Source organism: Mucilaginibacter lappiensis (assembly GCF_900155965.1).
Taxonomy (GTDB): Bacteria; Bacteroidota; Bacteroidia; order Sphingobacteriales; family Sphingobacteriaceae; genus Mucilaginibacter; species Mucilaginibacter lappiensis.
Genome location: NZ_FTMG01000020.1, coordinates 22,857 through 43,936, shown reverse-complemented (window position 1 = coordinate 43,936; position 21,080 = coordinate 22,857). Strand labels below are relative to the sequence as shown.

21 protein-coding genes are annotated in these 21,080 nt (G+C 43.1%); 5 read left to right on the top strand and 16 right to left on the bottom strand.

Going from position 1 to position 21,080, the window contains the following annotated elements; translation table 11 throughout:
• Positions 1–117 precede the first annotated feature (117 nt).
• Complete coding sequence (gene mqnC, locus BW976_RS26160) at positions 118–1,242, bottom strand: cyclic dehypoxanthinyl futalosine synthase (RefSeq protein WP_076378161.1); 1,125 nt, start codon at positions 1,240–1,242, stop codon at positions 118–120.
• A gap of 600 nt (positions 1,243–1,842) precedes the next feature.
• On the opposite strand from mqnC, the gene BW976_RS26155 reads away from it, so the two are divergent.
• Together BW976_RS26155 and BW976_RS26150 are read left to right on the top strand one after the other, a co-directional pair.
• Positions 1,843–2,358 carry a Crp/Fnr family transcriptional regulator gene (locus tag BW976_RS26155; protein ID WP_245834788.1) on the top strand — a complete coding sequence of 172 codons (516 nt, stop codon included), beginning with the start codon at positions 1,843–1,845 and terminating at the stop codon, positions 2,356–2,358.
• A gap of 68 nt (positions 2,359–2,426) precedes the next feature.
• Positions 2,427–3,575: a serine hydrolase domain-containing protein gene (locus BW976_RS26150; RefSeq protein ID WP_076378157.1), complete on the top strand. Its 1,149-nt coding sequence runs from the start codon at positions 2,427–2,429 to the stop codon at positions 3,573–3,575.
• 168 nt (positions 3,576–3,743) lie between these two features.
• Here the strand turns inward: BW976_RS26150 and BW976_RS26145 are convergent, their stop codons facing one another.
• The gene (locus BW976_RS26145) at positions 3,744–5,723 is read right to left on the bottom strand and encodes a M1 family metallopeptidase (RefSeq protein ID WP_076378155.1); all 1,980 of its coding nucleotides are present in this window, start codon (positions 5,721–5,723) and stop codon (positions 3,744–3,746) included.
• Positions 5,724–5,911: 188 nt separating this feature from the next.
• Between BW976_RS26145 and BW976_RS26140 the strand changes: the two genes are divergently transcribed.
• Positions 5,912–6,631, top strand: coding sequence for a carboxypeptidase-like regulatory domain-containing protein (locus tag BW976_RS26140; RefSeq protein WP_076378153.1), 720 nt, complete (start codon positions 5,912–5,914; stop codon positions 6,629–6,631).
• Here BW976_RS26140 and BW976_RS26135 read toward each other — a convergent pair whose 3' ends face one another.
• The 10 genes from BW976_RS26135 to BW976_RS26090 form a co-directional block, all read right to left on the bottom strand.
• Positions 6,632–7,558, bottom strand: a complete 927-nt coding sequence (locus tag BW976_RS26135; RefSeq protein ID WP_076378151.1) for a Ppx/GppA phosphatase family protein — start codon at positions 7,556–7,558, stop codon at positions 6,632–6,634.
• Between the two features lie 112 nt (positions 7,559–7,670).
• A complete protein-coding gene (locus BW976_RS26130) occupies positions 7,671–8,924 on the bottom strand; it encodes an ABC transporter permease (RefSeq protein WP_076378149.1) in 1,254 nt (417 codons plus the stop codon).
• Positions 8,925–8,926: 2 nt separating this feature from the next.
• Entirely contained in the window at positions 8,927–9,835 is a 909-nt protein-coding gene (locus BW976_RS26125) for an ABC transporter ATP-binding protein (protein ID WP_076378147.1), read from the bottom strand.
• Positions 9,836–9,940: 105 nt separating this feature from the next.
• Positions 9,941–10,633 carry a hypothetical protein gene (locus tag BW976_RS26120; protein ID WP_076378145.1) on the bottom strand — a complete coding sequence of 231 codons (693 nt, stop codon included), beginning with the start codon at positions 10,631–10,633 and terminating at the stop codon, positions 9,941–9,943.
• A 64-nt stretch (positions 10,634–10,697) separates the two neighbouring features.
• Positions 10,698–11,843 (bottom strand): exo-alpha-sialidase, encoded by a 1,146-nt coding sequence (locus tag BW976_RS26115; protein WP_076378143.1) that lies wholly within the window; start codon positions 11,841–11,843, stop codon positions 10,698–10,700.
• A gap of 111 nt (positions 11,844–11,954) precedes the next feature.
• Positions 11,955–13,118 (bottom strand): molecular chaperone DnaJ, encoded by a 1,164-nt coding sequence (gene dnaJ / locus BW976_RS26110; RefSeq protein ID WP_076378141.1) that lies wholly within the window; start codon positions 13,116–13,118, stop codon positions 11,955–11,957.
• A 131-nt stretch (positions 13,119–13,249) separates the two neighbouring features.
• Positions 13,250–13,846: a nucleotide exchange factor GrpE gene (locus BW976_RS26105; RefSeq protein ID WP_245834787.1), complete on the bottom strand. Its 597-nt coding sequence runs from the start codon at positions 13,844–13,846 to the stop codon at positions 13,250–13,252.
• A gap of 239 nt (positions 13,847–14,085) precedes the next feature.
• Entirely contained in the window at positions 14,086–14,766 is a 681-nt protein-coding gene (locus BW976_RS26100) for a cell division ATP-binding protein FtsE (RefSeq protein ID WP_076378139.1), read from the bottom strand.
• A 6-nt stretch (positions 14,767–14,772) separates the two neighbouring features.
• A complete protein-coding gene (locus tag BW976_RS26095; RefSeq protein WP_076378137.1) occupies positions 14,773–14,976 on the bottom strand; it encodes a fructose-6-phosphate aldolase in 204 nt (67 codons plus the stop codon).
• 102 nt (positions 14,977–15,078) lie between these two features.
• Positions 15,079–16,104, bottom strand: a complete 1,026-nt coding sequence (locus tag BW976_RS26090) for an acyl-CoA reductase (RefSeq protein ID WP_076378135.1) — start codon at positions 16,102–16,104, stop codon at positions 15,079–15,081.
• A gap of 101 nt (positions 16,105–16,205) precedes the next feature.
• Here BW976_RS26090 and BW976_RS26085 point away from each other — a divergent pair, with 101 nt between their 5' ends.
• Positions 16,206–16,559, top strand: coding sequence for a 4Fe-4S dicluster domain-containing protein (locus BW976_RS26085; RefSeq protein WP_076378133.1), 354 nt, complete (start codon positions 16,206–16,208; stop codon positions 16,557–16,559).
• Between the two features lie 162 nt (positions 16,560–16,721).
• On the opposite strand, the gene BW976_RS26080 is transcribed toward BW976_RS26085, so the two are convergent.
• On the bottom strand, positions 16,722–17,666 hold the full coding sequence (locus BW976_RS26080; RefSeq protein ID WP_076378131.1) for a bifunctional helix-turn-helix transcriptional regulator/GNAT family N-acetyltransferase: 945 nt from the start codon (positions 17,664–17,666) through the stop codon (positions 16,722–16,724).
• Between the two features lie 69 nt (positions 17,667–17,735).
• On the opposite strand from BW976_RS26080, the gene BW976_RS26075 reads away from it, so the two are divergent.
• On the top strand, positions 17,736–18,497 hold the full coding sequence (locus tag BW976_RS26075) for a C40 family peptidase (RefSeq protein ID WP_076378129.1): 762 nt from the start codon (positions 17,736–17,738) through the stop codon (positions 18,495–18,497).
• Between the two features lie 106 nt (positions 18,498–18,603).
• On the opposite strand, the gene BW976_RS26070 is transcribed toward BW976_RS26075, so the two are convergent.
• The 3 genes from BW976_RS26070 to hisF form a co-directional block, all read right to left on the bottom strand.
• Positions 18,604–19,509 (bottom strand): WD40 repeat domain-containing protein, encoded by a 906-nt coding sequence (locus BW976_RS26070; RefSeq protein WP_076378127.1) that lies wholly within the window; start codon positions 19,507–19,509, stop codon positions 18,604–18,606.
• A gap of 100 nt (positions 19,510–19,609) precedes the next feature.
• Complete coding sequence (gene hisIE / locus BW976_RS26065; protein ID WP_076378125.1) at positions 19,610–20,197, bottom strand: bifunctional phosphoribosyl-AMP cyclohydrolase/phosphoribosyl-ATP diphosphatase HisIE; 588 nt, start codon at positions 20,195–20,197, stop codon at positions 19,610–19,612.
• Positions 20,198–20,314: 117 nt separating this feature from the next.
• A complete protein-coding gene (hisF, locus tag BW976_RS26060) occupies positions 20,315–21,070 on the bottom strand; it encodes an imidazole glycerol phosphate synthase subunit HisF (RefSeq protein ID WP_076378123.1) in 756 nt (251 codons plus the stop codon).
• Positions 21,071–21,080 lie beyond the last annotated feature (10 nt).

The window sequence follows — 21,080 nt, the reverse complement described above, 5'->3', positions numbered from 1 at the left end:
TGTTCAGTTACGTGTTTTGAGGTTCGTGTTGCGTGTTGAAATAAAAGAAATCAAGTTATAAAATTTAAAAGATTGATCCAGTCCCCGAGCCTCGTAACTCACAACCCGAACCCGGTATTAATAATTTATAACCTGTTCTTCAATTTCGGCGGGAATATCGCGCCAATCGTATTTTTGTGTACGCAGTTGTGGTTCAAAACCAGCTTCTTTGATAGAATCCTGGATACCTTTAGCAGTAAACCGGTGAGGTGCACCTGCAGCAGATACTACATTTTCTTCGATCATGATAGATCCAAAGTCATTGGCGCCGGCATGTAAACATATTTGTGCCACTTGTTTACCCACAGTAAGCCAGGAGGCCTGTATATTCTTGATATTAGGCAGCATAATGCGGCTTAGGGCTATCATGCGGATATATTCGTCGCCGGTTACGTTGTTGGTGATACCGCGTACTTTACGTAGCAGCGTGCCATCGTCCTGGAACGGCCAGGGGATAAAGGCCACAAAACCATGGGCGCCTTCAGGTTTTTCTGATTGTACCTCCCGAATCCAAACCAGGTGCTCAAATCGCTCTTCTATAGTTTCAATGTGCCCAAACATCATAGTAGCCGATGTAGGCAGATTAAGCTGGTGGGCCGCACGCATCACATCCAACCATTCTTTACCACCGCATTTACCTTTCGATATCAAGCGGCGAACGCGGTCATTCAGGATCTCGGCACCTGCACCAGGCAATGAATCCAGGCCGGCTTCTTGCATAGCTCTCAGCACATCAACATGAGCCATGCCTTCCAGTTTAGCTACGTGTGCTATTTCCGGCGGACCTAATGAGTGTAGTTTTAGCTTAGGGTACAGCTGTTTCAATTCCCTGAACAGGTCAGTATAAAACTGAAGACTAAGATCGGGATGATGCCCACCCTGCAGCAGCAATTGATCGCCACCATAACGAAAAGTTTCCTCGATCTTCTTTTTATAAGTCTCTATATCAGTAATGTAGCTATCCTCATGCCCGGGCCTGCGGAAAAAGTTACAGAACTTGCAATTGGCTATACAAACATTGGTGGTATTTACATTACGGTCTATCTGCCAGGTAACCTTGCCATGCGGAACCTGCTTTTTACGCAGCTCGTTGGCAGTATACATCAAATCGGCAGTAGAGGCATTGTTATATAAGTAAACTCCCTCGTCCTGGGTTAAAAAATCAAATCGCAAAGCGCGTTGCAACAGATCGGCTGTGTTCATTTAACAAAGATAAAGCTTTAGATGATGAATAGTTTCATGTGGCGGATAAGATTGACAAATTAATGAGTTTGCCTTTTTTGAAACTTATTTTTATAATACCAGTCATCTTAGAAAACTTTCCATAAGAGAAACCTTTTTAAACCTCTAATTTTAACACTTTTCGACTCTAAAACGGTGTAAAAAATGCTTAAAATTCATTCAAAACCATCGATTTTAACACTTTTTAACAAATTTTAACACGGTTTTAACGTGTTTTAGAAATTTTAAAAAGTATTAATTTACTGATTATCAAATAGCTATGCATAAGGCGGTCGATTTTTATTGCCTTTTTATCCTTAACTAAACAGCCCGGTTCTCTTGGAGTAGAGAACCGGGCTGTTGTTTTATACAATATACCAAAAATTTATCAGATAACTGTAATTAAGCTACGAGCAGGATACTTGCAGTAGCAAGTGTCTGATTATTATTTGTAATTTAAGAATTTTGATAACCCATTTATATATACTTCACGTACTTTAGTGTTTGGTTATGATTAAGTCATGAATAATGAAAGAACTTATAAACTGTTTATCAAAATACAGTACACTTAGTGGGCAGCATATGGAATTGATAACCAATAAGGCTAAGTTATTAAGCTTAAAAAAGGGCGATTGTTTTTTAGAAGTTGGCCGGGTAGCTAAACAACTTGGGTTTGTAATGGAAGGAGTTTTAAGGGTTTGTTGGTATAACAACAGTGGCGAAGATATTACAAGAGCATTTATTCCGGAGCATCATTTCGCACTAAACATTTCAAGTTTTAATAATGAAACGCCGTCTGAAGTTTGTTTTGAGGCTATTTCCAATTGCAAATTGCTGGTTTTTTCCAAAAAAGACTTGACCGAACTGTCCAATACAATTCCTGATTGGAATGGTATTCTTTTAAAAATTACCGCTACTGCATTAACCAATAAATCAAAAATAAGCCAAAATATGCTTACGCAGGATGCAACAACACGATACCTGGAATTTTTGAAGATTTATCCAGGCCTGACAAACCGAATACCGTTATCGGCTCTTGCTTCTTATCTGGGAATTAAGCAATCTTCTTTAAGTCGCATCAGAAAAAATATCACTTAATTTTTTGCCATTTGGCAAAAAAAATGCCCTGAGGTAGTCTCAATTTTGGTGTTTCTAAAACTAATGAAATGCTAAAGAACTTCACGACAGCCACAGAAGAAAATCAGGCTAACATCAATAACTGGAAAACCAGGCCATTTAACCGCTGGTCTTTTCATCATGTTAAAAAGTTTATTCCATCAATAGCCATCGCGAATGATATTCACCATCAAAATTTGCTGGAAAATGCTCCCGTATCCATAAAGGGATTTATACTTAAACAACTGTTGAAGGCTACGGCAACTGACGCCATAGTTATTCTTCATAAAGGTAAAATTGTATATGAAACCTACGCGAATGGGAATGATGAACATACCCCGCATATCCTGATGTCTGCTACTAAGGCGGTGGTTGGGCTTGTTGCAGGTATCCTGGAACATAAAGGCGAAATCGACCTGAACGCTCCCGTTTCCGCATATATTCCACAAACTATTGGAACAGTTTATCAGCAGGTAACCCTGCGTCAACTATTGGATATGCGTGCAGGGATAATATTGGATGAAGATCAGCAAAAGCAATATGATGTCGCGACAAATTGGGAGCCGATAGCTGAAGGAAATGAACCTTTGGGTTTGCACGATTTTTTTACCCGGTTGAAGCCATCCGGAAAATCAACAGATCACAATTTTAGTTATGTATCCGCCAATACCGATCTGTTAGGCTGGGCCATTGAATGTGCTACCGGACGCTCATTTAATACACTGTTGAGCGATCTGATCTGGAAGCCAATGGGGGCTGAAAATGAGGCCTATATAACGGTTGATAAAGACGGGGCACCAAGATGTACAGGAGGGCTTTGCACAACTGCCCGCGATTTTGCCCGTATAGGCCAACTTATTATAAACGGGGGGATGCATAATTCGACGGAAATTATACCCCCATCATTAATAAATGATATTGTAAGCAATGGTGATGGTGATGCCTGGGCCAGTGGCCAATGGGGTAAAGCTTTTGCACCTATCAGCAAAAATATGAGCTATCGTAATGGTTGGTATATGATTAATGATGAGCCACAAATGATGTTTGCTATGGGTATTTATGGACAAAACCTTTTTATTGACCGGGCTAACGATATGGTTATTGCCAAGTTCTCGTCATGGAAAGAACCAATAGATTATATAGCGTTGCCTTTAACGCATCAACTGGTTAAAATCGTCAGAAGCTCTTTAATGATTTAAGATATTTGTCCGCTCTTGCGCTCGTTTGCAACGAGTGCTTAACCTGGGTTTGCGTTTTAAACGCAAGGGCGATGTAATCGCTCCTCCACAATAAGCACTCGTTGCAAACGAGCGCAAGTAGAAGGCCCTCACTCCCGATAGCTATCGGGAGTGAGGGTGGGATGAGGTTTACTTCACCTTCAACGTATTATTACTCCTGTTCAAATCAGGCAGCGCGTTGTCCGGGTCAACCGTTACGCTTTCGGCTTCCTGGGTGCCGGGCAGTGTAAGGGTGATTTGTTTGTTTTGGAGCCAGGTCTCAACCGGCAGGTAGGTGCGTTTTTTGCTGCCGTCTTTATATTTTACTTCGATGGTGAAGGGCATGGGTAGTTTTTCTTTGTTTACTACGGTAATGCTTACACCTTTGTTATCTACCTGTTTGGCATCAATCAGAGCCAGGTCGAGTGTCCAGTTGTTGTAGAACCAGCCTTTCCAAAACCAGCTCAGGTCTTCGCCGGCGCCGTTTTCCATCGAGCGGAAAAAATCATCGGGTTGCGGGTGTTTGTAGGCCCATTGGTGGATATAATTGCGGAAAGCATAATCAAATCTATCTTTCCCCAGGATCTGCTCGCGCAGCAAAACCAAGCCAAAAGCCGGTTTAAAATAGGTGAGGGGATGACGGTATTTTTCGGCAAGACCATCAGCCGCGGTCATGATGGTTGGTGAGCCGGGAGCGGTGATGAATGGAATGATCTCATCGGCTGGATTGCCGCCTTTTTCTGCATACTCGCTGTCGCGTTTAGGGGCAAACTCACCTTTATTAAAAGCGTCGGAAGCGTAAACATCGATGAAAGTGTTAAATCCTTCATCCATCCAGGCAAAACGGCGCTCGTCTGATCCTACGATCATCGGGAACCAGTTGTGGCCTATCTCGTGTGCGGTTACCCAGTACAGTACAGCGCCTTTGTCGGTAATGCCATCAAACACAATACCCGGATATTCCATACCACCGGCAATACCGGCCTCGTTAACGGCAACGGGATAGGGGTACACAAACCATTTTTCGGAGAAATACTCGATGGATTTTTTGAGGTATTCGGTTGCACGGCCCCAGGCATCGTTACCATAGCTTTCGGCCGGATAAACGCTCATCGCCAGCGATTTTTTACCCTCGGGTAAGTTCACCCTTGCAGCATCCCAAATAAAAGCTTTGGATGCGCCAAAGGCTACATCGCGGGTGTTGAGCATTTTAAAATGCCAGGTAAGCGTACCCTTTTGCACCGGGCGACTTGTCGGATCGTTCACCTCGGCCAAATCACGGATCATGATGGTTTTGTCGCTGTTGCGGGCGGTTTCCAATCGTGCTATTTGTTTAGCGGTCAATACTTCCTTAGGATTCTGTAATTCGCCAGAGCCGGCTACAATCATATCCCAGGGAACGTTTACGCTGTAATCGATGTCGCCATAATCCAGGTAAAACTCCCCACTGCCCAAAAATGGCAGGGTATCCCAGCCGCGGCTGTCGTCATACACGCACATGCGCGGGAACCACTGGGCAATTTCGTAGATCTTGCCGTTTTTGGTGTCGGTATAATCGGTACGGGCACCAAAAGCACCGGGAATGGTATAATGGTATTTGATTTTGAGGCGGATGCTGCTTTTGCTAGATACGGCTTTTGGCAGGCGGATCTGCATACGGGTATCGCTGATCATGTATTTTACTTCTTTGCTCACACCAGCTTCTTCTATGGCAACAGATTCAATCTGGTAACCATCGGTATGATCGGCTAGCTTGGGTGCAAAACCGGTTACAAAGTTGGAGCGTGCATCTTTTTTATAGGTATTCTGATCCAGCTGTACCCACAGAAAAGGTAAAGCGTCCGGACTGTTGTTAATATAGTCGATAGTTTCGGTACCGCCGATGGTTTTGGCTGCGGTATCCAGTTTAACGTTCAGCGTATAGTTAGCCCGGTTTTGCCAGTATCGTGGCCCTGGATTGCCATTGGCCGAATGAAAGTCATTACCCTTATCGGTATAAAACTGTGGCGAAAAAGCTTCGGCAGGATTATAGTTGGAGGTAGTATCGTCGGGATTGATCTTTCTTTTCTGCGCCTGTGCCGAAACAGCAAACAGGGCCAATAAGGCAAAGCAGGTAAATTTTAATTTCATGTAGGGATTTTAAGGCCACAATATACAAAGGATGGAGGTATTTTTTTGCGGAAGTTTTAAAATGATGGTGAAGACTTACCCGATATGCGCTTACCGGGATCAGTCTGTTCTATTCACGCAAATTCATTTTTTTAATTCTAGTTTATGGAAATGCCTATCAAATTGCATCATAGTATAAAATAAATACCATGACACCAATTCAAAATATCAGCATACCGGAAGCCTGCCACGAATCATGGCTGCAAATGACCCCGGTTACCCAAGGCAGGCATTGTCAGCAATGCTGCAAAACAGTTACCGATTTCACGGTGATGAGCAATCAGGAGATCATCAATTACTTATCAACAAGCCATGATGTTTGCGGCAGGTTTGGCCAGGAGCAATTGGGCAGTCTTAATAACCGGCTTGATATAGAAAATCTACAGCCTAACAGGTGGCGAAGATGGATAATGCTCGTTGGATTGCTCGGGCAAACCATGGTATATAAGGCCGTAGCACAAACCAAGGCTCCGCAGATGGTTACTCAACAGACTAAGCCGGCATCAAACAACATCATACTGGGCAAAGTAGCCGCGCCAGACACCAGTAAAAAGGTGAGGGTAAGCGGACAAATTACAGATGAAAATCATAGGCCGTTGTCAGACGTAACGGTAAGGATTAAGGGATCGAATACTAGTGTGCTAACCACCGCAGATGGTAAATTTGTTTTGTTTGGAGTTAAGGTAGCTGATGTATTAAATGTTTCCTATATTGGATTTATTACACAGGATATTACCCTTAACCCGGCAACAAAGCAAACCCATAATATTGTGATGAAAGAGGACTCTCATCTCATGGGTGAGGTTATTGTTACAAATCGCCCATCGTTCACTAAAAGAACATGGAATAAAATAAAACATATCTTTTAATCAATCCAGCATCCCGGCCAAAACACCTTCCTTTAGCGAATTGGTACACATCAAAACTTTTGAGATAGCCAGTTTGTGTATAATAAACCGGGTAATAAGTGATGCCACTACGATCATATCTACCCGTACGGGAATAATATTCTCATTCGCTGCCCTTTGCAGGTGAGTGCTTTGTACAATTTTATTGGTTTCGATCAGGAGTTCTTCATGGTCAAAGCTATAGGTTGGGGTGGTTTTGAGATTGAAGGAATGACCTTTCTCTGTTTCGATGAGCGTGGCAAAGGATTCAAATACGCCAGAGGAACCGATCAGCGTATCCAGGTCGTGGCCTTCAATCGCACTAAACAGATCGGTGAGGTTATCCTGCAGGTAAACATCCAATGCTTCGATAGATGCAGGCGGGATAGGATCTGTACGATGGAAAAGATCCATGAGGCGGGCCGCGCCAATTTCAAAGCTTTGTTTCCAGGTGATATGATCGGCATTACCCAGTATAAATTCCACGCTGCCGCCACCGATATCCATGATGAGTGAATTTTGGGTCGATAAGCAACCGCTGATCTTTACCCCATCATAAATAAAACCTGCTTCCTGATCGCCATTGATAATCTCGATGCTGATGCCGGTTTTTGCTTTTACCTCGTTGATAAAATCCCTGCCGTTTGATGCGCTGCGCAGGGCTGATGTAGCCATCGCCCGCACCTGTTGTACACCGTTAACACTAATCTGCTCCTGAAACTGTTGCATGGTTTTTATACCGCGCTCAAATGCTTCGGGTAAAATATAGCCTTTGTTAATGCCGCCTTCGCCCAGTTTTACGGGCTCTTGGTCATGTGCAATTTCGTGATAATTGTTTATCATACCCTCGGCAATTAACAGGTGGAAGGTATTGGTACCCAAATCCATTACAGCAACGCGTTTACTCATGAGGCTAAGATAAGGCTGAAAGCCCAAAGCTCAAAGCCTTTTGAGCTCAAAGCAAAAAGCCGAAGGCTTAAAGCTTTTTTGAAATGCTTTTTGCTTTGAGCTTTCCGCTTCCTTATTCTTTATAAAAAAACCATTTGCCCAGTTCTTTAAAGTTTACTTTTTTGCCGTACATCAGAATACCAACACGGTATATGCGGGCCGCTACATAGGTAGTGAACAGGAAACCAACAACCATTAAACTCATGGATAAGGCTAATTGCCATACGGGCGGATCAAAGGGTAAACGTACCATCATGGCCACAGGGGCAGTAAATGGTATAATAGAAAGCCAAACCGCCAACGCGCTATCAGGGGCCCTGAACAAAACAGATACCGATAAAATATAGGTGAATAATAGCGGCATAGTGATTGGGAACATAAACTGCTGTGTTTCTGTTTCGCTATCTACCGCCGAACCTACCGCTGCAAATAAAGCGCTGTATAGCAGGTATCCTGTTAAAAAGTAAAACAGGAAGCAACCCAGTATATACCCAAAAGGAATGGTTTGAATTACGGCCATGGCGCTCACCATAGGGCTTTGCGGGGTATTAAAAACATGTCCTGCTATTTTTGATGATATAACTGATAAAATAATCCAGGCGCTAAATTGCGTTAAGCCTACCAGGCCTACACCAATAATTTTACCCAGCATCAGTTGAAATGGCTTCACTGACGATATAATCACTTCGATGATACGACTGGTTTTTTCTTCTATTACCCCACGCATTACCTGGCTGCCATAAATAAAAAGTGCCAGGTAAATGAATATGGCACAGGCTATACTGATGGCTATGTTAGGGCCTATGTTGGCATCTTTGTCGCCTTTGTCGGTAATTTCCACAGCGTTAACAGAAATATCGGCTTTCTTAATAGAATGGATCACTGCCGTATCTATATGATGCTGGATCATGCTGTTATTGAAATCAATATCGTTCATCTGTTTCTGGATCTCATCGGTAAGCTGCAGCGGCGATTTCTTTTTGGCAAATATTTGAATAGCCCCTTGCTTGTTATAATCTGCCGGGATGTATAAAGTAGAGATGTTCTCATCTTTTTTCGACATCGCTTTGGCCTCATTAATATCCTGATGAACAAGCGTGAATTTTATATTGGGTACATCCTGCAGCTTTTTGGCGAAAATACCGCTGTTGTCGACCACGTTAACCACCTGCAAATTGGTTAATTGAGTGCTGTTTTTAGCTATGAGGGCAATAGCGCCACCCATCACCAAAATGAGCAGGGGCACCACGAATATCATAATAATGAACGATTTTTTCCTTACCCTGGTGAGGTATTCTCTTTGTATAATGAGCAAAACTTTATTCATGGTTAAGGTTTTAAGTTTACTTTTTCAATAAATATCTCGTTCATGCTGGGTATTACTTCCTGCAGCATGTTGATGTGGGTTTGAGGGATGAGGTATTGCAGTACATCATTGGAGGTGCGGCCACCATGAAGTTTGATGCGGATGGTATGTCTGTCTTCATCACTGATGGTTTCGCCGATGATGTCGAATGGTTGTGCGCCGTTAAAGCTTAATGGATTGCCCGAATACTCCACCAGGTATACCTCATTACGATACGAATTACGGATGTGTTTAACCTTGCCATCCAATATTTTATGTGATTTATGGATAAGCGCTATCGAGTCGCAAAGTTCCTCTACCGATTCCATACGGTGGGTAGAGAACAGGATGGTAGCGCCCTTACGGTTTAGCTCCAGGATTTCATCCTTGATCACTTCGGCATTTACGGGGTCGAAACCGCTGAAGGGTTCATCCAGGATGATCAGGTCTGGCTCATGCAGTACAGTTGCCACAAACTGGGCCTTTTGCTGCATGCCTTTGGATAGCTCTTCTATTTTCTTTTTCCACCAGCTCTCCATATCCAGTTTTTTGAACCAGAACTTGAGGCGCTTATTGGCTTCATCGCGACTTAAGCCTTTCAAGCGAGCCAGGTAGATCATCTGCTCGCCAATTTCCATTTTTTTATACAAACCGCGCTCTTCGGGCAGGTAACCGATGCGTTCGATGTGCGATTGATTGAGTTTTTGCCCATCAAAATACACCTCACCAGAATCGGGTGCCGTGATCTGATTTACAATGCGGATGAGGGAGGTTTTACCTGCACCGTTCGGTCCCAAAAGCCCGAATATTTGTCCGCTTTCCACTTCCAGACTTACATCGTCCAGAGCCCGGTGACCAGCGTACTGTTTAACAATATGGCGTATGCTTAACATTTAATTGGTTTATGATGTTAATAGTACGCTTTAGATACAGGCAGTTTCAAAATGTTACAGCAATGCAGGCAATGGGAAATTTATGCTGCATAAATGGCCAAAAGTTTATTTCTTTTCTGAATTGTCTTCGTATCCGGTAAAAAAAGGACCTTTCTTAATTGTTTCTTCTACATAGTTAAGCCGATCCTTCATTTGATTTAGGATAATAAGTACCGCTATTAACGGAAGTATGTTGGCCATGCCAGCATAGCTATATATATGGCGCATAATATTCGTTGTATGAGGCCCGGCACCCATATAATTTATCATATATGAAGCATAAAATGGCGCAATTATAACGATGATACATGCGGCCAGTGATGCTACTCCGAAAAATACAAATGAAGATTTAAGGACAGGATCTTGCATTCTGGTTAACTGGATAGATAAATATACTAATATGACAAAGCGGATGATCTCTATGATTCCATAGTAATATCCTACATACAAATAGCTGTGATGAAGTTTAGAGAATACGAGCATGGACAGCGCCATATTCAGTACAAAATTAATCAGTTCAAAACCGATAAAGACTTTAAATGCTATGAGTATATCATTTTCCTCCCTTAAAAATTTCAGAATGCCGAGCAGGTAGATGACAATAATAGTAAAAGTAGCTATGAATAAAATAGTGAACAGGTATCGTATATAAGCGGCAGTTGCTATACCTGTTGCATCTAAAAAGGGATTGAGTAATAGAAGAACAATCTTTAAAAAAACAATGAAGATAATAAAGCGGATTGATTTAAGGCTGATCATAAGGCGATGGTTTAAACGGCAATTTATAAACTAAATGTTTGCTAAACAAAACCATCAACTATTATTAAAATTGGTTTAAGCTGAATTTCAATATTTCAATAGCTTCTTTTTGCCTTGAAATGATCACATACATATAGCCATTATAAACAATGGTGTGCGGATAACCATACTGACCACCTTTCCATAAACCTTCTTTTTTCAGGTGATAAGGTTCATCGGCAATAATGTAATTTTTATCAAAAGTTTCACCGTTTTGGGAGAGTGACAATACCAGCGGGTTACGGGCGTAGTGGTGCAGCGTATCCGGGATGCCTACGTAATAAAAACGCTTATTTGACAGGCGACCGAAATGAAATTTGCTATCGTTATCAGAAAATGCGGTTTCCACCGGTCGCGACCAGCTTTGGCCCTTATCCTTGCTTTCGGTAAGCCACAGGTGGCCCTTCCAGCCCTTACCGGTAACGCGCAGCAGCATGTGCAGTATATGGTCGTCGGTTTCAAAAAAGGAGCCCTCACATAGCGGGGGCAGGCCCAGTTTGGTGGCTGGGGCATAAAAGGCAGCAGAGTTATCCTGGGTGTATAACGAATTGGGGTAAAAACTGCTGATTTTCCAACCCGAAATACCCTTAGGATCATCGGTATATGGGAACATAAAATTACCACTGATAATGAGCCGGCCGCTTTGGGTAGCCTCGGGGCCATGGTTGGGGATCAATGGTACGTGCATATCTATCGCACTGCTCCAATGGATGCCATCGGTACTGGTTTTGGCCCACAGGTGCGTGTTTTGCCGGTGTTTGGTGTATTCGCCATAATAGGCTACCAGGGTTCCTTTGTATTGATATAATCCGGCAGCGGTAAGCACGGTGAGTGTGTCTTTAAATTTTCCGGGCGATGCCAGCACTTCAGGCTTCGACCAATGCACAAAATCTGTAGAAGTAGCATAAACTACCCGCTGGCCTGGTGAATCCTCATCAATAAGCCCGTTGCTCCATATCGCTATAAAGCGATCCTTGAAATGGATAATAGAAGGGTGATGATTATATAACCATTCCTTATCAGGCGAGTAAATCATGCTCCGCTCAATTTTTAAATGGGGTACACCGGCTTCAGTTTGGTAATTATTGCGTATGGATGGTGCTTGGGCGAAAAGACAATCGCAAGAGAGGAATAAGGCTATACTTAGGATAAGTTTTAACGATTTACGCATAACTCAATAATAAGTAATACAGCCAAGGTATCAAAATCAAAAAAGCTCAAAATCATAATGATCCTGAGCTTTTTTATATGCTGTCAGCTTTAGGCCTTCTGCTTTTAGCTTTTATTCAAAATATTCCTTCATCCGGTCAAAGAAGCTTTTTTCGTTTTTGCCTGGATTGGGTTTAAAGTTTGGTGAATCCTGTAGTTTTTCCAACAGCTCGCGTTCTTCGCGGCTCAGTGCCTTTGGTGTCCATATATTGATATGCACCAATTGGTCGCCACGATGGTAAGAGTTCACTTCAGGCACGCCTTTGGCTTTTAGGCGCAGTATTTTACCTCCTTGTGTTCCCGGATCAATTTTGATCTTGGCTTTGCCGTCAATGGTTGGCACTTCTACAGTGGTACCTAGGGTTGCATCCACAAAATTTACGTGCAGGTCATATATTATATTGTTGCCATCGCGTTTCAGTGTTTCGTGCGGGATCTCTTCGATCAGGATAATCAGATCGCCCGGTACACCGCCACGTGGGGCAGCGTTACCTTTGCCGCTCATGCTCAGCTGCATGCCTTCGCTTACACCAGCAGGAACGTTAATGGTGATCAGTTCTTCGCCACGAACCACGCCATCGCCATGACAAACAGTACATTTTGACAGTATGGTTGAGCCTTCGCCATTACAGGTAGGGCAGGTGCTGGTAGTCTGCATCTGGCCCAGTATGGTATTGGTTACCCTGCGCACCGCGCCAGAGCCACCGCATGTTTTACAGGTTTGGAATGATGCTTTATCCTTAGCGCCCGAACCATCGCAGGTTTTACAAACGATCTGTTTGTTAACTTTGATCTTCTTTTCGGCGCCATTGGCTATTTCTTCGAGGGTTAAACGTACTTTGATGCGCAGGTTGCTGCCACGTGCCACGCGCCTGCCAGCACCGCCACCTTGACGGCCACCGCCAAAAAATCCTTCGAACGGACTGCCACCGCCAAAAATATCACCAAACTGGCTAAATATGTCGTCCATATTCATACCCTGACCGCCATAACCACCACCATTTGGTGACGAGGCGTTGGCCGAATGACCAAACTGATCATAACGCTGGCGCTTTTCGGGGCTGCTCAGTACTTCATAAGCTTCGGCAGCTTCCTTGAATTTTTCTTCCGCCTCTTTATCGCCCTGGTTTTTATCCGGGTGATATTTAATAGCCATTTTACGATATGCCTTTTTTATCTCGTCGGCATCGGCTCCTTTGGCGACTCCCAGGATATCGTAATAATCTCTTTTAGCCATAATTTTTTATTTCGGATTTCGAAGTTTCGATTTCGGATTTAATATGTTGTTAATTTTTATTTTTGATATTAGGACAGATGATCAATTGAATATTTAAATCGCAAATCGAACATCCCAAATCCGAAATCAATTTACGCTCCTACAATTACTTTGGCAAAACGTATTACTCTGTCTTTCAGGTAATAGCCTTTTTCCATTTCGTCTATCACTTTGCCTTTCAGGTCATCGGTAGGGGCGGGTATATTGGTAATAGCCTCATGCAGGTCGGCATCAAAAGGTTCGCCAATCGCTGTCATTTCTTTCAGCCCTTTTTGAACCAGTATGTTTTTTAGTTTGTTCTGTATCAATGTAACACCCTCTTTAACAGGGGCCACATCTACAGCATTTTCCATAGAACGTTGTGCACGCTCAAAATCGTCCAGAACAGGTAGCAAAGCCACTAAAAGTTCTTTACCTTCTGTTTCACGGGCTTCCGCGCGCTCTTTGATGGTACGTCTTCTGAAGTTGTCAAATTCGGCATATAAGCGCAGGTATTTGTCGTTTGCCTGTGCCAACTCTTCTTTCAATTTGTCTTCGGCAGATACAACTTCTGCTGTAGTTGCTTCAGTAGTTTCGGTCTGAGCTTGTTCCTGCCCGTTCTCGTTTAAATTTTCTTGTTCTGCCGTATTCATATCTTGAGTGTCCGTATTTTCTTTCTTCTTTTTCTTCAACATATCGTTAAATTTCATAGCTGATAGTGCCAATCAAGTATCCTGCCATTAGCATAAAGCCGACAAGCTGTCAGTGGTATGTTTTAATATCAGGAAGGAGTGACACGTTTTATGCAGGGGTGACAGGATGACCGTTGATTTTTTTGATGGCGTTGATTCCTTTTCTGGCGAGTTATTGATTAACGCAAAGAGACACATGTGATGTGTCTCTACGTCAAAAAATCAGCGTCATCAACGTAATCATTAATAATCAACGGTTAAATTTCCGCGTCTTCCAGAACTTTACCGTTCTCGCATTTGATAATGCGTGATGGGAAAGCACGGATGATATGATAATCGTGCGTAGCCACCAATACCGCTGTGCCCGACTGGCTGATCTGTTTTAACAGCAGTACAATTTCTTCGGATGTTTCAGGGTCAAGGTTACCGGTTGGCTCATCGGCCAGGATAATTTCGGGATCATTTAACAGGGCGCGGGCAATTACAACACGTTGCTGCTCACCGCCCGATAGCTCATGCGGCATTTTCTTTAATTTGGAACGTAAGCCTACTTTTTCTAATACATCCAAAGTACGGTCGGCAATCAGTTTTTTATCTGTCCAGCCGGTGGCTCGCATCACAAACAGTAGGTTTTGTTCGATAGAACGATCGGTAAGTAATTGGAAATCCTGGAAAACAATACCCAGCTTGCGACGCAGGTAAGGGACTTCGCGACTGGGTAATTTGCTCAACTCGTAACCACAGGCATGACCGGTACCAGTTTTGAGGTTCAGATCACCATAAATTACTTTAAGCAAACTGCTCTTGCCCGATCCGGTTTGGCCAATGAGCCATACAAAATCGCCTTTATCAATATGCAGGTTAACGTTTGACAGTACCAGGTGCGACTGCTGAAAAATATCAACATTGTTTAGCTTAATAATAGAATTTCCGATCATCTTTTTTTATAGCTCTAATTTTAAGATCTGTCCAAAAGGCAGATCCTTGATTATATTCATAATATATTCGGCCTTATCAGCCAGTCCAACCTTATCCAGTGATTTATCAGGCCTGTCAACCCTGAAATAAGCCAGTAGCGTAAACTTATCATCACGCAGCTGTACATAATCGGGTATTTTGGCAACGCCTTTTACTTTTATAATATACATGTTAGTTCATGGTTCATGGTTCATGGTTCATGGTGCCCAGTCGCTTTCGCTATGATCTATGAACTATCAACTATATGCTACCTCACCAAAGGTATTGTTATTTTAAAGATTTGCCAAGAAATCCATTGTATCAATGCCATCGGCATAATCCCATAAAGCGGGTTGCTGGCTCTGGCCAAAACCTACCACCTGGCTTTGTACATCAATAGTCGCTTTGGTGACAATACACTGCAGGTTTTCGCTTTGTTCGGCCAGTAATTGCTGCGCTGCCTGCAAATCGGTATAATGACTATAATATACCACGGCCAGGGGCGATGCTATACGTTCGTCTTCCTTGGCCATCAAAAAGCCGTTGTCAAAATGCTTGTCGCTGTTTACCAGGTAAATGGATTTGTTGTAATCGTAATTGTTACTGTATTTGTGGTGGTGAATGATGGTTTTAAATTCCTCTATCGACTCAAAAAAGAAATTAAAAATATAACCTTCAGGTACCAACAACTTTGATACATTGCGACAGCCCAACCCATAATAATCGAAAATATCATGACCCAGAGCAAATAGGTCTTCGGCAGTTTCATTGCCGGTGAGCAGGGCTATGCTGTTACGGTTTTTGCGGATAATGTTGGGTACTTTGCCAAAATAATAGTCGAAATACCTGGAGCTGTTATTGCTGCCGGTAGCTACGATGGCATCGAAATCGGTGAGGCGTTCGATAAAACTGAACTGATCGGCGAAACTGCTATTGATATCAACCAAACGCTGCAGTACATGTTTTATCAAGTATGCATCCTGCGATGATGTTTTGATGAGCGCGTGGTTGCCTGTGGCCAGCACACAAAGTACATCGTGGAAACCTACCAGCGGGATATTACCGGCCAGTATGAGCCCCACTTTTTTGGGTTGGGCTTCGCCCGAAAGGTTATATTTGGAGAGCCAGGTAGTTAAATCGGCCTCGTTGAGCATTTTGCCAATGGCGGTAACGGCACGTAAAACACTTTCTGGTGTAAACCAGGCATTGTGGTACTGTTCGTCGTTGATAATGGCCATTAACTGCTCATCAGGTTCGGCTAACTGCTTTCCTAAGACTGAAAATGAATTTATTGCGTTTTTTATATTAATTTTTGACATATATATGGTAAGGTTTTAAACCCCGAAACCCTTTTTTTGTTATATTTGTGCGCTTGTTAATTTCAGGCAAAGTTAATTGAGAATATTAGATATTTAGAAATATGGCGATTAAAATCACCGATGAATGCATAAACTGCGGAGCCTGCGAACCGGAGTGCCCCAATAATGCCATTTATGATGCAGGCGCGGCATGGCGCTTTAGCGATGGTACAGGGCTTAAAGGGGTTATTGATTTTGGCGATGGTAACACATTAAATGCCGAGGAATCACAAGCTGCCCTTTCTGATGATATATATTACATTGTACCCGATAAATGTACCGAGTGTGTTGGTTTTCACGATGAGCCACAATGTGCTGCAGTATGCCCTGTAGATTGTTGTGTAGATGATGAAGATATCCGCGAAAGCAAAGAAGAATTGTTAGCTAAGAAAGACTGGCTGCACATTAACGAATAGATGTGAGATATTAGATTTGAGATATGAGACATAGAAAAGGGGAACAGCATGCTGTTCCCCTTTTCTATGCTTTATAAATGTTAAGCGATCTGTGAGGACACAGATCGCGGGGAGAGGATGTTTTTTAATGTCTCAAATCTCATATCTGACATCTCATGCTTATTAAAGATCCAGTTCCATGTGGATATTGGCACGGGTATAGGGTGATGCGACCGCCTGAAACTCTTTAAAGCCATATTTTTTATATAAGGTGATGGCAGGGGTAAGCTTAGTGTTTGAACCGAGCCAAATGCGTGTGCCTTCCAATTCTTTGATTTTGACTATAGCCGCTTCCATGAGCGCATTACCAATTTTACGACCCTGGTATTTGGGACTTACCGCCATTTTGGCCAGCTCGTATTCTGTAGGGCCGGTTTTGATAACCGCGCAGGTACCCACAACATCGTCATCAATATGCGCGAAAAGTATCTCGCCGCCATCGGCAAGGATATAATCTTCGGGGTGATTCAATTGCTCCAAATCATGCTCTTCTACCGTAAAATAAGTATTGATCCATTCTATATTCAGGTTTTTAAAATGGCGGGCATATTGGGGCTCATAGGTGGTTACCGTTACGGGGTTATTACCCTGCGGATTAAACATTTCCTGAAAACGCTGGTAGTACGGTTTTTCGTTAAGTTGTGCTTCTGTTTCCATAATGGCGCTTAGTAAATTATTTTGTTGACTATTAAATAAAGATTTATTGAGGGCCAGGATCTTGGCCCATACCCGCTCAAATTTGGGCAGGGAAGCTTTACCTTTCTCTGATAAACGAAGTATGCGCTTGCGGCTATCTGAAGCAGATTTTACCGATTCAATAAAACCCAGTTCTTCCAGCTCTTTTGCGAGGTGAATAACACCCGGGTGGGTGCAACCGAGTTCTTCGGCAATTTCGGTTACGGCTGCTTCGCCCTGCTTGCTGATCAGGTAGTAAAGGGTAAAATATTTAGGTTCAAAATTCAGTTGCTCATCTTTATAAATCAAAACAACATCTTTTGCAAAGTATTCGTAAAGCCGTTTGAGCCTTGCTCCAACGGCTAGTTCTTCTAAATCATCTATTAAACTCATAGTAGTTACGTAAGTACTTACAAATATATAAATTATTTTTATTTCTATATTTGTTTTTCACTATTATAAATGGAATACGGTATTTGTAATCTGGCGGTTATTCCGCTGCGTGCCGAAGCTAATGACCGCAGCGAACAGGTATCGCAGGTATTGTTTGGCGAAGCATTTGAGATCATAGAATGGAGCGAACGCTGGGTAAAGATCATCACCGAAAGTGATGGCTATGAGGGCTGGATTGGTCGCCTGCAGTTTGCTATGCTCGGTCATATCGCTTACAAGAATCTGAAGCATACCAAACCACCGTTAACCTATAGGGCAGTAACGCAAGCCTGGAAAATAGTTGATAACAGTGTTGTTTATTTACCCGCGGGTAGTTCTCTTGCTTTTCTGGAAGGTACCACCTGCCGCATAGGTAACGAACGTTTTGAGATCATCGGTGAGATAGGTGAGCGGGAAGATATAGCCACAACAGCTAAATCATTTTTAAACTCTCCATATCTATGGGGTGGCCGTACTCATTTTGGTATTGATTGCTCGGGGTTCACCCAAGTGGTTTTTAACTTGAATAATATCAGGATCAAACGTGATGCCAGTCAGCAGGTACAGGAAGGTGTCCTTGTGGAAAATATTGAAGAAGCTCGCTTAGGCGATCTGGCTTTTTTTAACAACGAAGCAGGCAAAGTAACCCACGTAGGTATTATGATGAACAATGAATACATCATCCATGCCTCCGGAAAAGTTAAAATTGATACGATAGATAAAGATGGCATCTATTCGCAAGAGCAGAAACGCCATACGCATAAGTTTCATAGTATTAGAAGGTTTATGTAGTACAAAGAGGATGTCATGTTGAGCCCCGTCGAAACATGGTGGGGAGACCTTTACGCGCGAGTCTTCGACAAGCTCAGACTGACAGGCCTTATTGGATGATTTTTCCTCAATCAAATTTAATATCCCACACCACCACCTTTTTATCGTCGCTTACAGATAGGAGCTGATCGCCGTTCCAGGCCAGTTTGTTAACCGATAATACATGCCCCGGATGTCCTTTTTCGCGACTAATGATCTTGTATAGTTTAAAATCGTCGGCCCCCCAAATCTTGATGCCTTTATCCATGCTGGCTGTGGCAAAATAGGGCTTTGTGGGATGAAACAGGATATGATTTATGGCAAATAAATGTGCGGGGATATTTTTAATAGGCTGATACGTAGCACTATCCCAGATCTTGATCTGCGCATCGCGACCACCTGATGCCAGGTAGGCACCATCGGGACTATAAGCCAATGTAAAAACCGACATGGTATGGCCGTGTAATGATTTGAACAGGGCGTAATCTTCCAGGTCGTAAATTTTGATGGAATTATCCCGACAGGCAAAAGCCACCTGTTTTTCGTTGGGTGAAATGGCTATACACCTAATGGTATCTGCCGATGCTTTGATGCTATGTACTATCTCCAGGGTGTCCAGGCTCCATACCGAAACAGTACCATCTTCAGAGGCCACCAGCAGCTCTTTTTTATGAGGAACGGACTTGATATCAAAAATTGGTTTCAGATGGTGCTGTAGCGATTTAATGACCTTTTGCTGTATAAAATCAAACACCAGAACCTCGCCGCTACGCAAACCGGTAAACAGCAGGGGGTAACCCGCCGGACAATGAATAGCATAAATAGAAGCCCTCACCGGGAACATCACTTTTATAAAAGTATGGTCATGCAGGCTCCATTCCACCAGTCCCTTATCGTTGCCGCCGGTAAATAGTATACCCGGCTTTTGCGAAAGTTCCAACGTGAAAATGGGATTGCCATGCCCGGTCAATTCTGCTATTTTTTCTGCGGTCATTTTATGAGTTCATAGTTAATGGTTCATGGATCATAGATGGGGAAATTAGTAATCAGGCTTTCGCTATGAACTATTATCTATGAACCATGAACTAAAAAGCTTACTTATGTCTTCCTTCTAAATTCTTAGCTATTGTTTTCAGGTCGAGACCTTTTTCGCGCAGGAGTACCAATAAATGAAATACGAGGTCTGACGATTCATTGATCAGGTCTGTTTCGGTTTCGGCCAGGGCCGCTATAACGGTTTCCACGCCCTCTTCGCCTACTTTTTGGGCTATTTTATTGAGGCCCTTGCTGCGCAGTTTGTTTACGTACGAGCCTTCAACAGGGTTCTCGTACCTGTCGGCAATGATGTTCTCCAGTTCCAGAATAAAGTTCTGGTTAAATTCCGTTTTAAAACAGCTGCGTGAACCTGTATGGCAAGTTGGGCCATCGGCTTTAACTTTGATCAACAGGGTATCGCTATCGCAATCGATGCTGATGTTTTTTACATGCAGAAAATTGCTGCTGGTTTCGCCTTTTGTCCACAAGCGTTGTTTGGAGCGGGAAAAGAAGGTTACTATATTTTCCTGTACGGTTTTATCGTAGGCTTCCTGGTTCATATAACCCAGCATCAGCACTTCAAGCGTTTGCTCATCCTGTATAATCACCGGAACCAGTCCGTCGGTTTTGTTGAAATCGATATTCATTTTTTATCAGTTGTGAGGTAGGAGTGTGCGAGGTACGGAGAGCCAGAGCGGATTAGCGAGTTTGTATATCATACACAGTTCTATTCTCGCTCTTCGCACGGCACACCGACACTTAAATTATATCCTTACCTCAATATTATTACTTTTTAAAATAGCTTTCAAGTCGGGTATTAATATTTCACCATAGTGAAATACAGATGCCGCCAGCGCCGCGTCGACATTTGTTTTTTCAAAAACATCCACAAAATGTTGTACAGCGCCTGCTCCACCCGAGGCTATTACCGGGATGTGAACCGCATCGTTAACAGTTTTTAGCAAACCGTTGTCGAAACCGTTCTTGGTACCGTCATGATCCATGGAAGTGAGCAGTATTTCGCCTGCACCACGGCTTTCTGCTTCTTTTATCCATTCCAGTGTTTGGCGTTCTGTTGGCAGGCGACCACCATTTAAATGGACAATATTTTTATCATCAATGCGGCGGGTATCAACCGCTATCACTACAAACTGAACACCAAATGCTTTAGCCAGTTCATCAATGAGGGTAGGGTTACGCACCGCGGCGGAGTTGATAGATATTTTATCGGCACCGGCATTTAACAGGGCGTCGGCATCGGCAATTTCGTTGATGCCACCGCCTATGGTAAAGGGTATATTGATCTGGCGTGCTACTGATTTTACCAGCTCTACCATAGTTTTGCGGCGCTCCACAGTCGCGGTAATATCCAGGAAAACCAGTTCGTCAGCACCCTGGCGCGAATAGTTCCAGGCCAGTTCCACCGGGTCACCAGCATCGCGCAGGTCAACAAAGTTTACACCTTTTACCGTGCGGCCGTCTTTAACATCAAGACAGGGGATGATTCTTTTAGAGAGCATGCTTTATTTT

Bases quoted from the DNA above. Each gene is read 5' to 3' on its own strand.
- mqnC (WP_076378161.1), bottom strand. From the start codon at position 1,242: ATGAACACAGCCGATCTGTTGCAACGCGCTTTGCGATTTGATTTTTTA.
- BW976_RS26155 (WP_245834788.1), top strand. From the start codon at position 1,843: ATGGAATTGATAACCAATAAGGCTAAGTTATTAAGCTTAAAAAAGGGC.
- BW976_RS26150 (WP_076378157.1), top strand. From the start codon at position 2,427: ATGCTAAAGAACTTCACGACAGCCACAGAAGAAAATCAGGCTAACATC.
- BW976_RS26145 (WP_076378155.1), bottom strand. From the start codon at position 5,723: ATGAAATTAAAATTTACCTGCTTTGCCTTATTGGCCCTGTTTGCTGTT.
- BW976_RS26140 (WP_076378153.1), top strand. From the start codon at position 5,912: ATGACACCAATTCAAAATATCAGCATACCGGAAGCCTGCCACGAATCA.
- BW976_RS26135 (WP_076378151.1), bottom strand. From the start codon at position 7,558: ATGAGTAAACGCGTTGCTGTAATGGATTTGGGTACCAATACCTTCCAC.
- BW976_RS26130 (WP_076378149.1), bottom strand. From the start codon at position 8,924: ATGAATAAAGTTTTGCTCATTATACAAAGAGAATACCTCACCAGGGTA.
- BW976_RS26125 (WP_076378147.1), bottom strand. From the start codon at position 9,835: ATGTTAAGCATACGCCATATTGTTAAACAGTACGCTGGTCACCGGGCT.
- BW976_RS26120 (WP_076378145.1), bottom strand. From the start codon at position 10,633: ATGATCAGCCTTAAATCAATCCGCTTTATTATCTTCATTGTTTTTTTA.
- BW976_RS26115 (WP_076378143.1), bottom strand. From the start codon at position 11,843: ATGCGTAAATCGTTAAAACTTATCCTAAGTATAGCCTTATTCCTCTCT.
- dnaJ (WP_076378141.1), bottom strand. From the start codon at position 13,118: ATGGCTAAAAGAGATTATTACGATATCCTGGGAGTCGCCAAAGGAGCC.
- BW976_RS26105 (WP_245834787.1), bottom strand. From the start codon at position 13,846: ATGAAATTTAACGATATGTTGAAGAAAAAGAAGAAAGAAAATACGGAC.
- BW976_RS26100 (WP_076378139.1), bottom strand. From the start codon at position 14,766: ATGATCGGAAATTCTATTATTAAGCTAAACAATGTTGATATTTTTCAG.
- BW976_RS26095 (WP_076378137.1), bottom strand. From the start codon at position 14,976: ATGTATATTATAAAAGTAAAAGGCGTTGCCAAAATACCCGATTATGTA.
- BW976_RS26090 (WP_076378135.1), bottom strand. From the start codon at position 16,104: ATGTCAAAAATTAATATAAAAAACGCAATAAATTCATTTTCAGTCTTA.
- BW976_RS26085 (WP_076378133.1), top strand. From the start codon at position 16,206: ATGGCGATTAAAATCACCGATGAATGCATAAACTGCGGAGCCTGCGAA.
- BW976_RS26080 (WP_076378131.1), bottom strand. From the start codon at position 17,666: ATGAGTTTAATAGATGATTTAGAAGAACTAGCCGTTGGAGCAAGGCTC.
- BW976_RS26075 (WP_076378129.1), top strand. From the start codon at position 17,736: ATGGAATACGGTATTTGTAATCTGGCGGTTATTCCGCTGCGTGCCGAA.
- BW976_RS26070 (WP_076378127.1), bottom strand. From the start codon at position 19,509: ATGACCGCAGAAAAAATAGCAGAATTGACCGGGCATGGCAATCCCATT.
- hisIE (WP_076378125.1), bottom strand. From the start codon at position 20,197: ATGAATATCGATTTCAACAAAACCGACGGACTGGTTCCGGTGATTATA.
- hisF (WP_076378123.1), bottom strand. From the start codon at position 21,070: ATGCTCTCTAAAAGAATCATCCCCTGTCTTGATGTTAAAGACGGCCGC.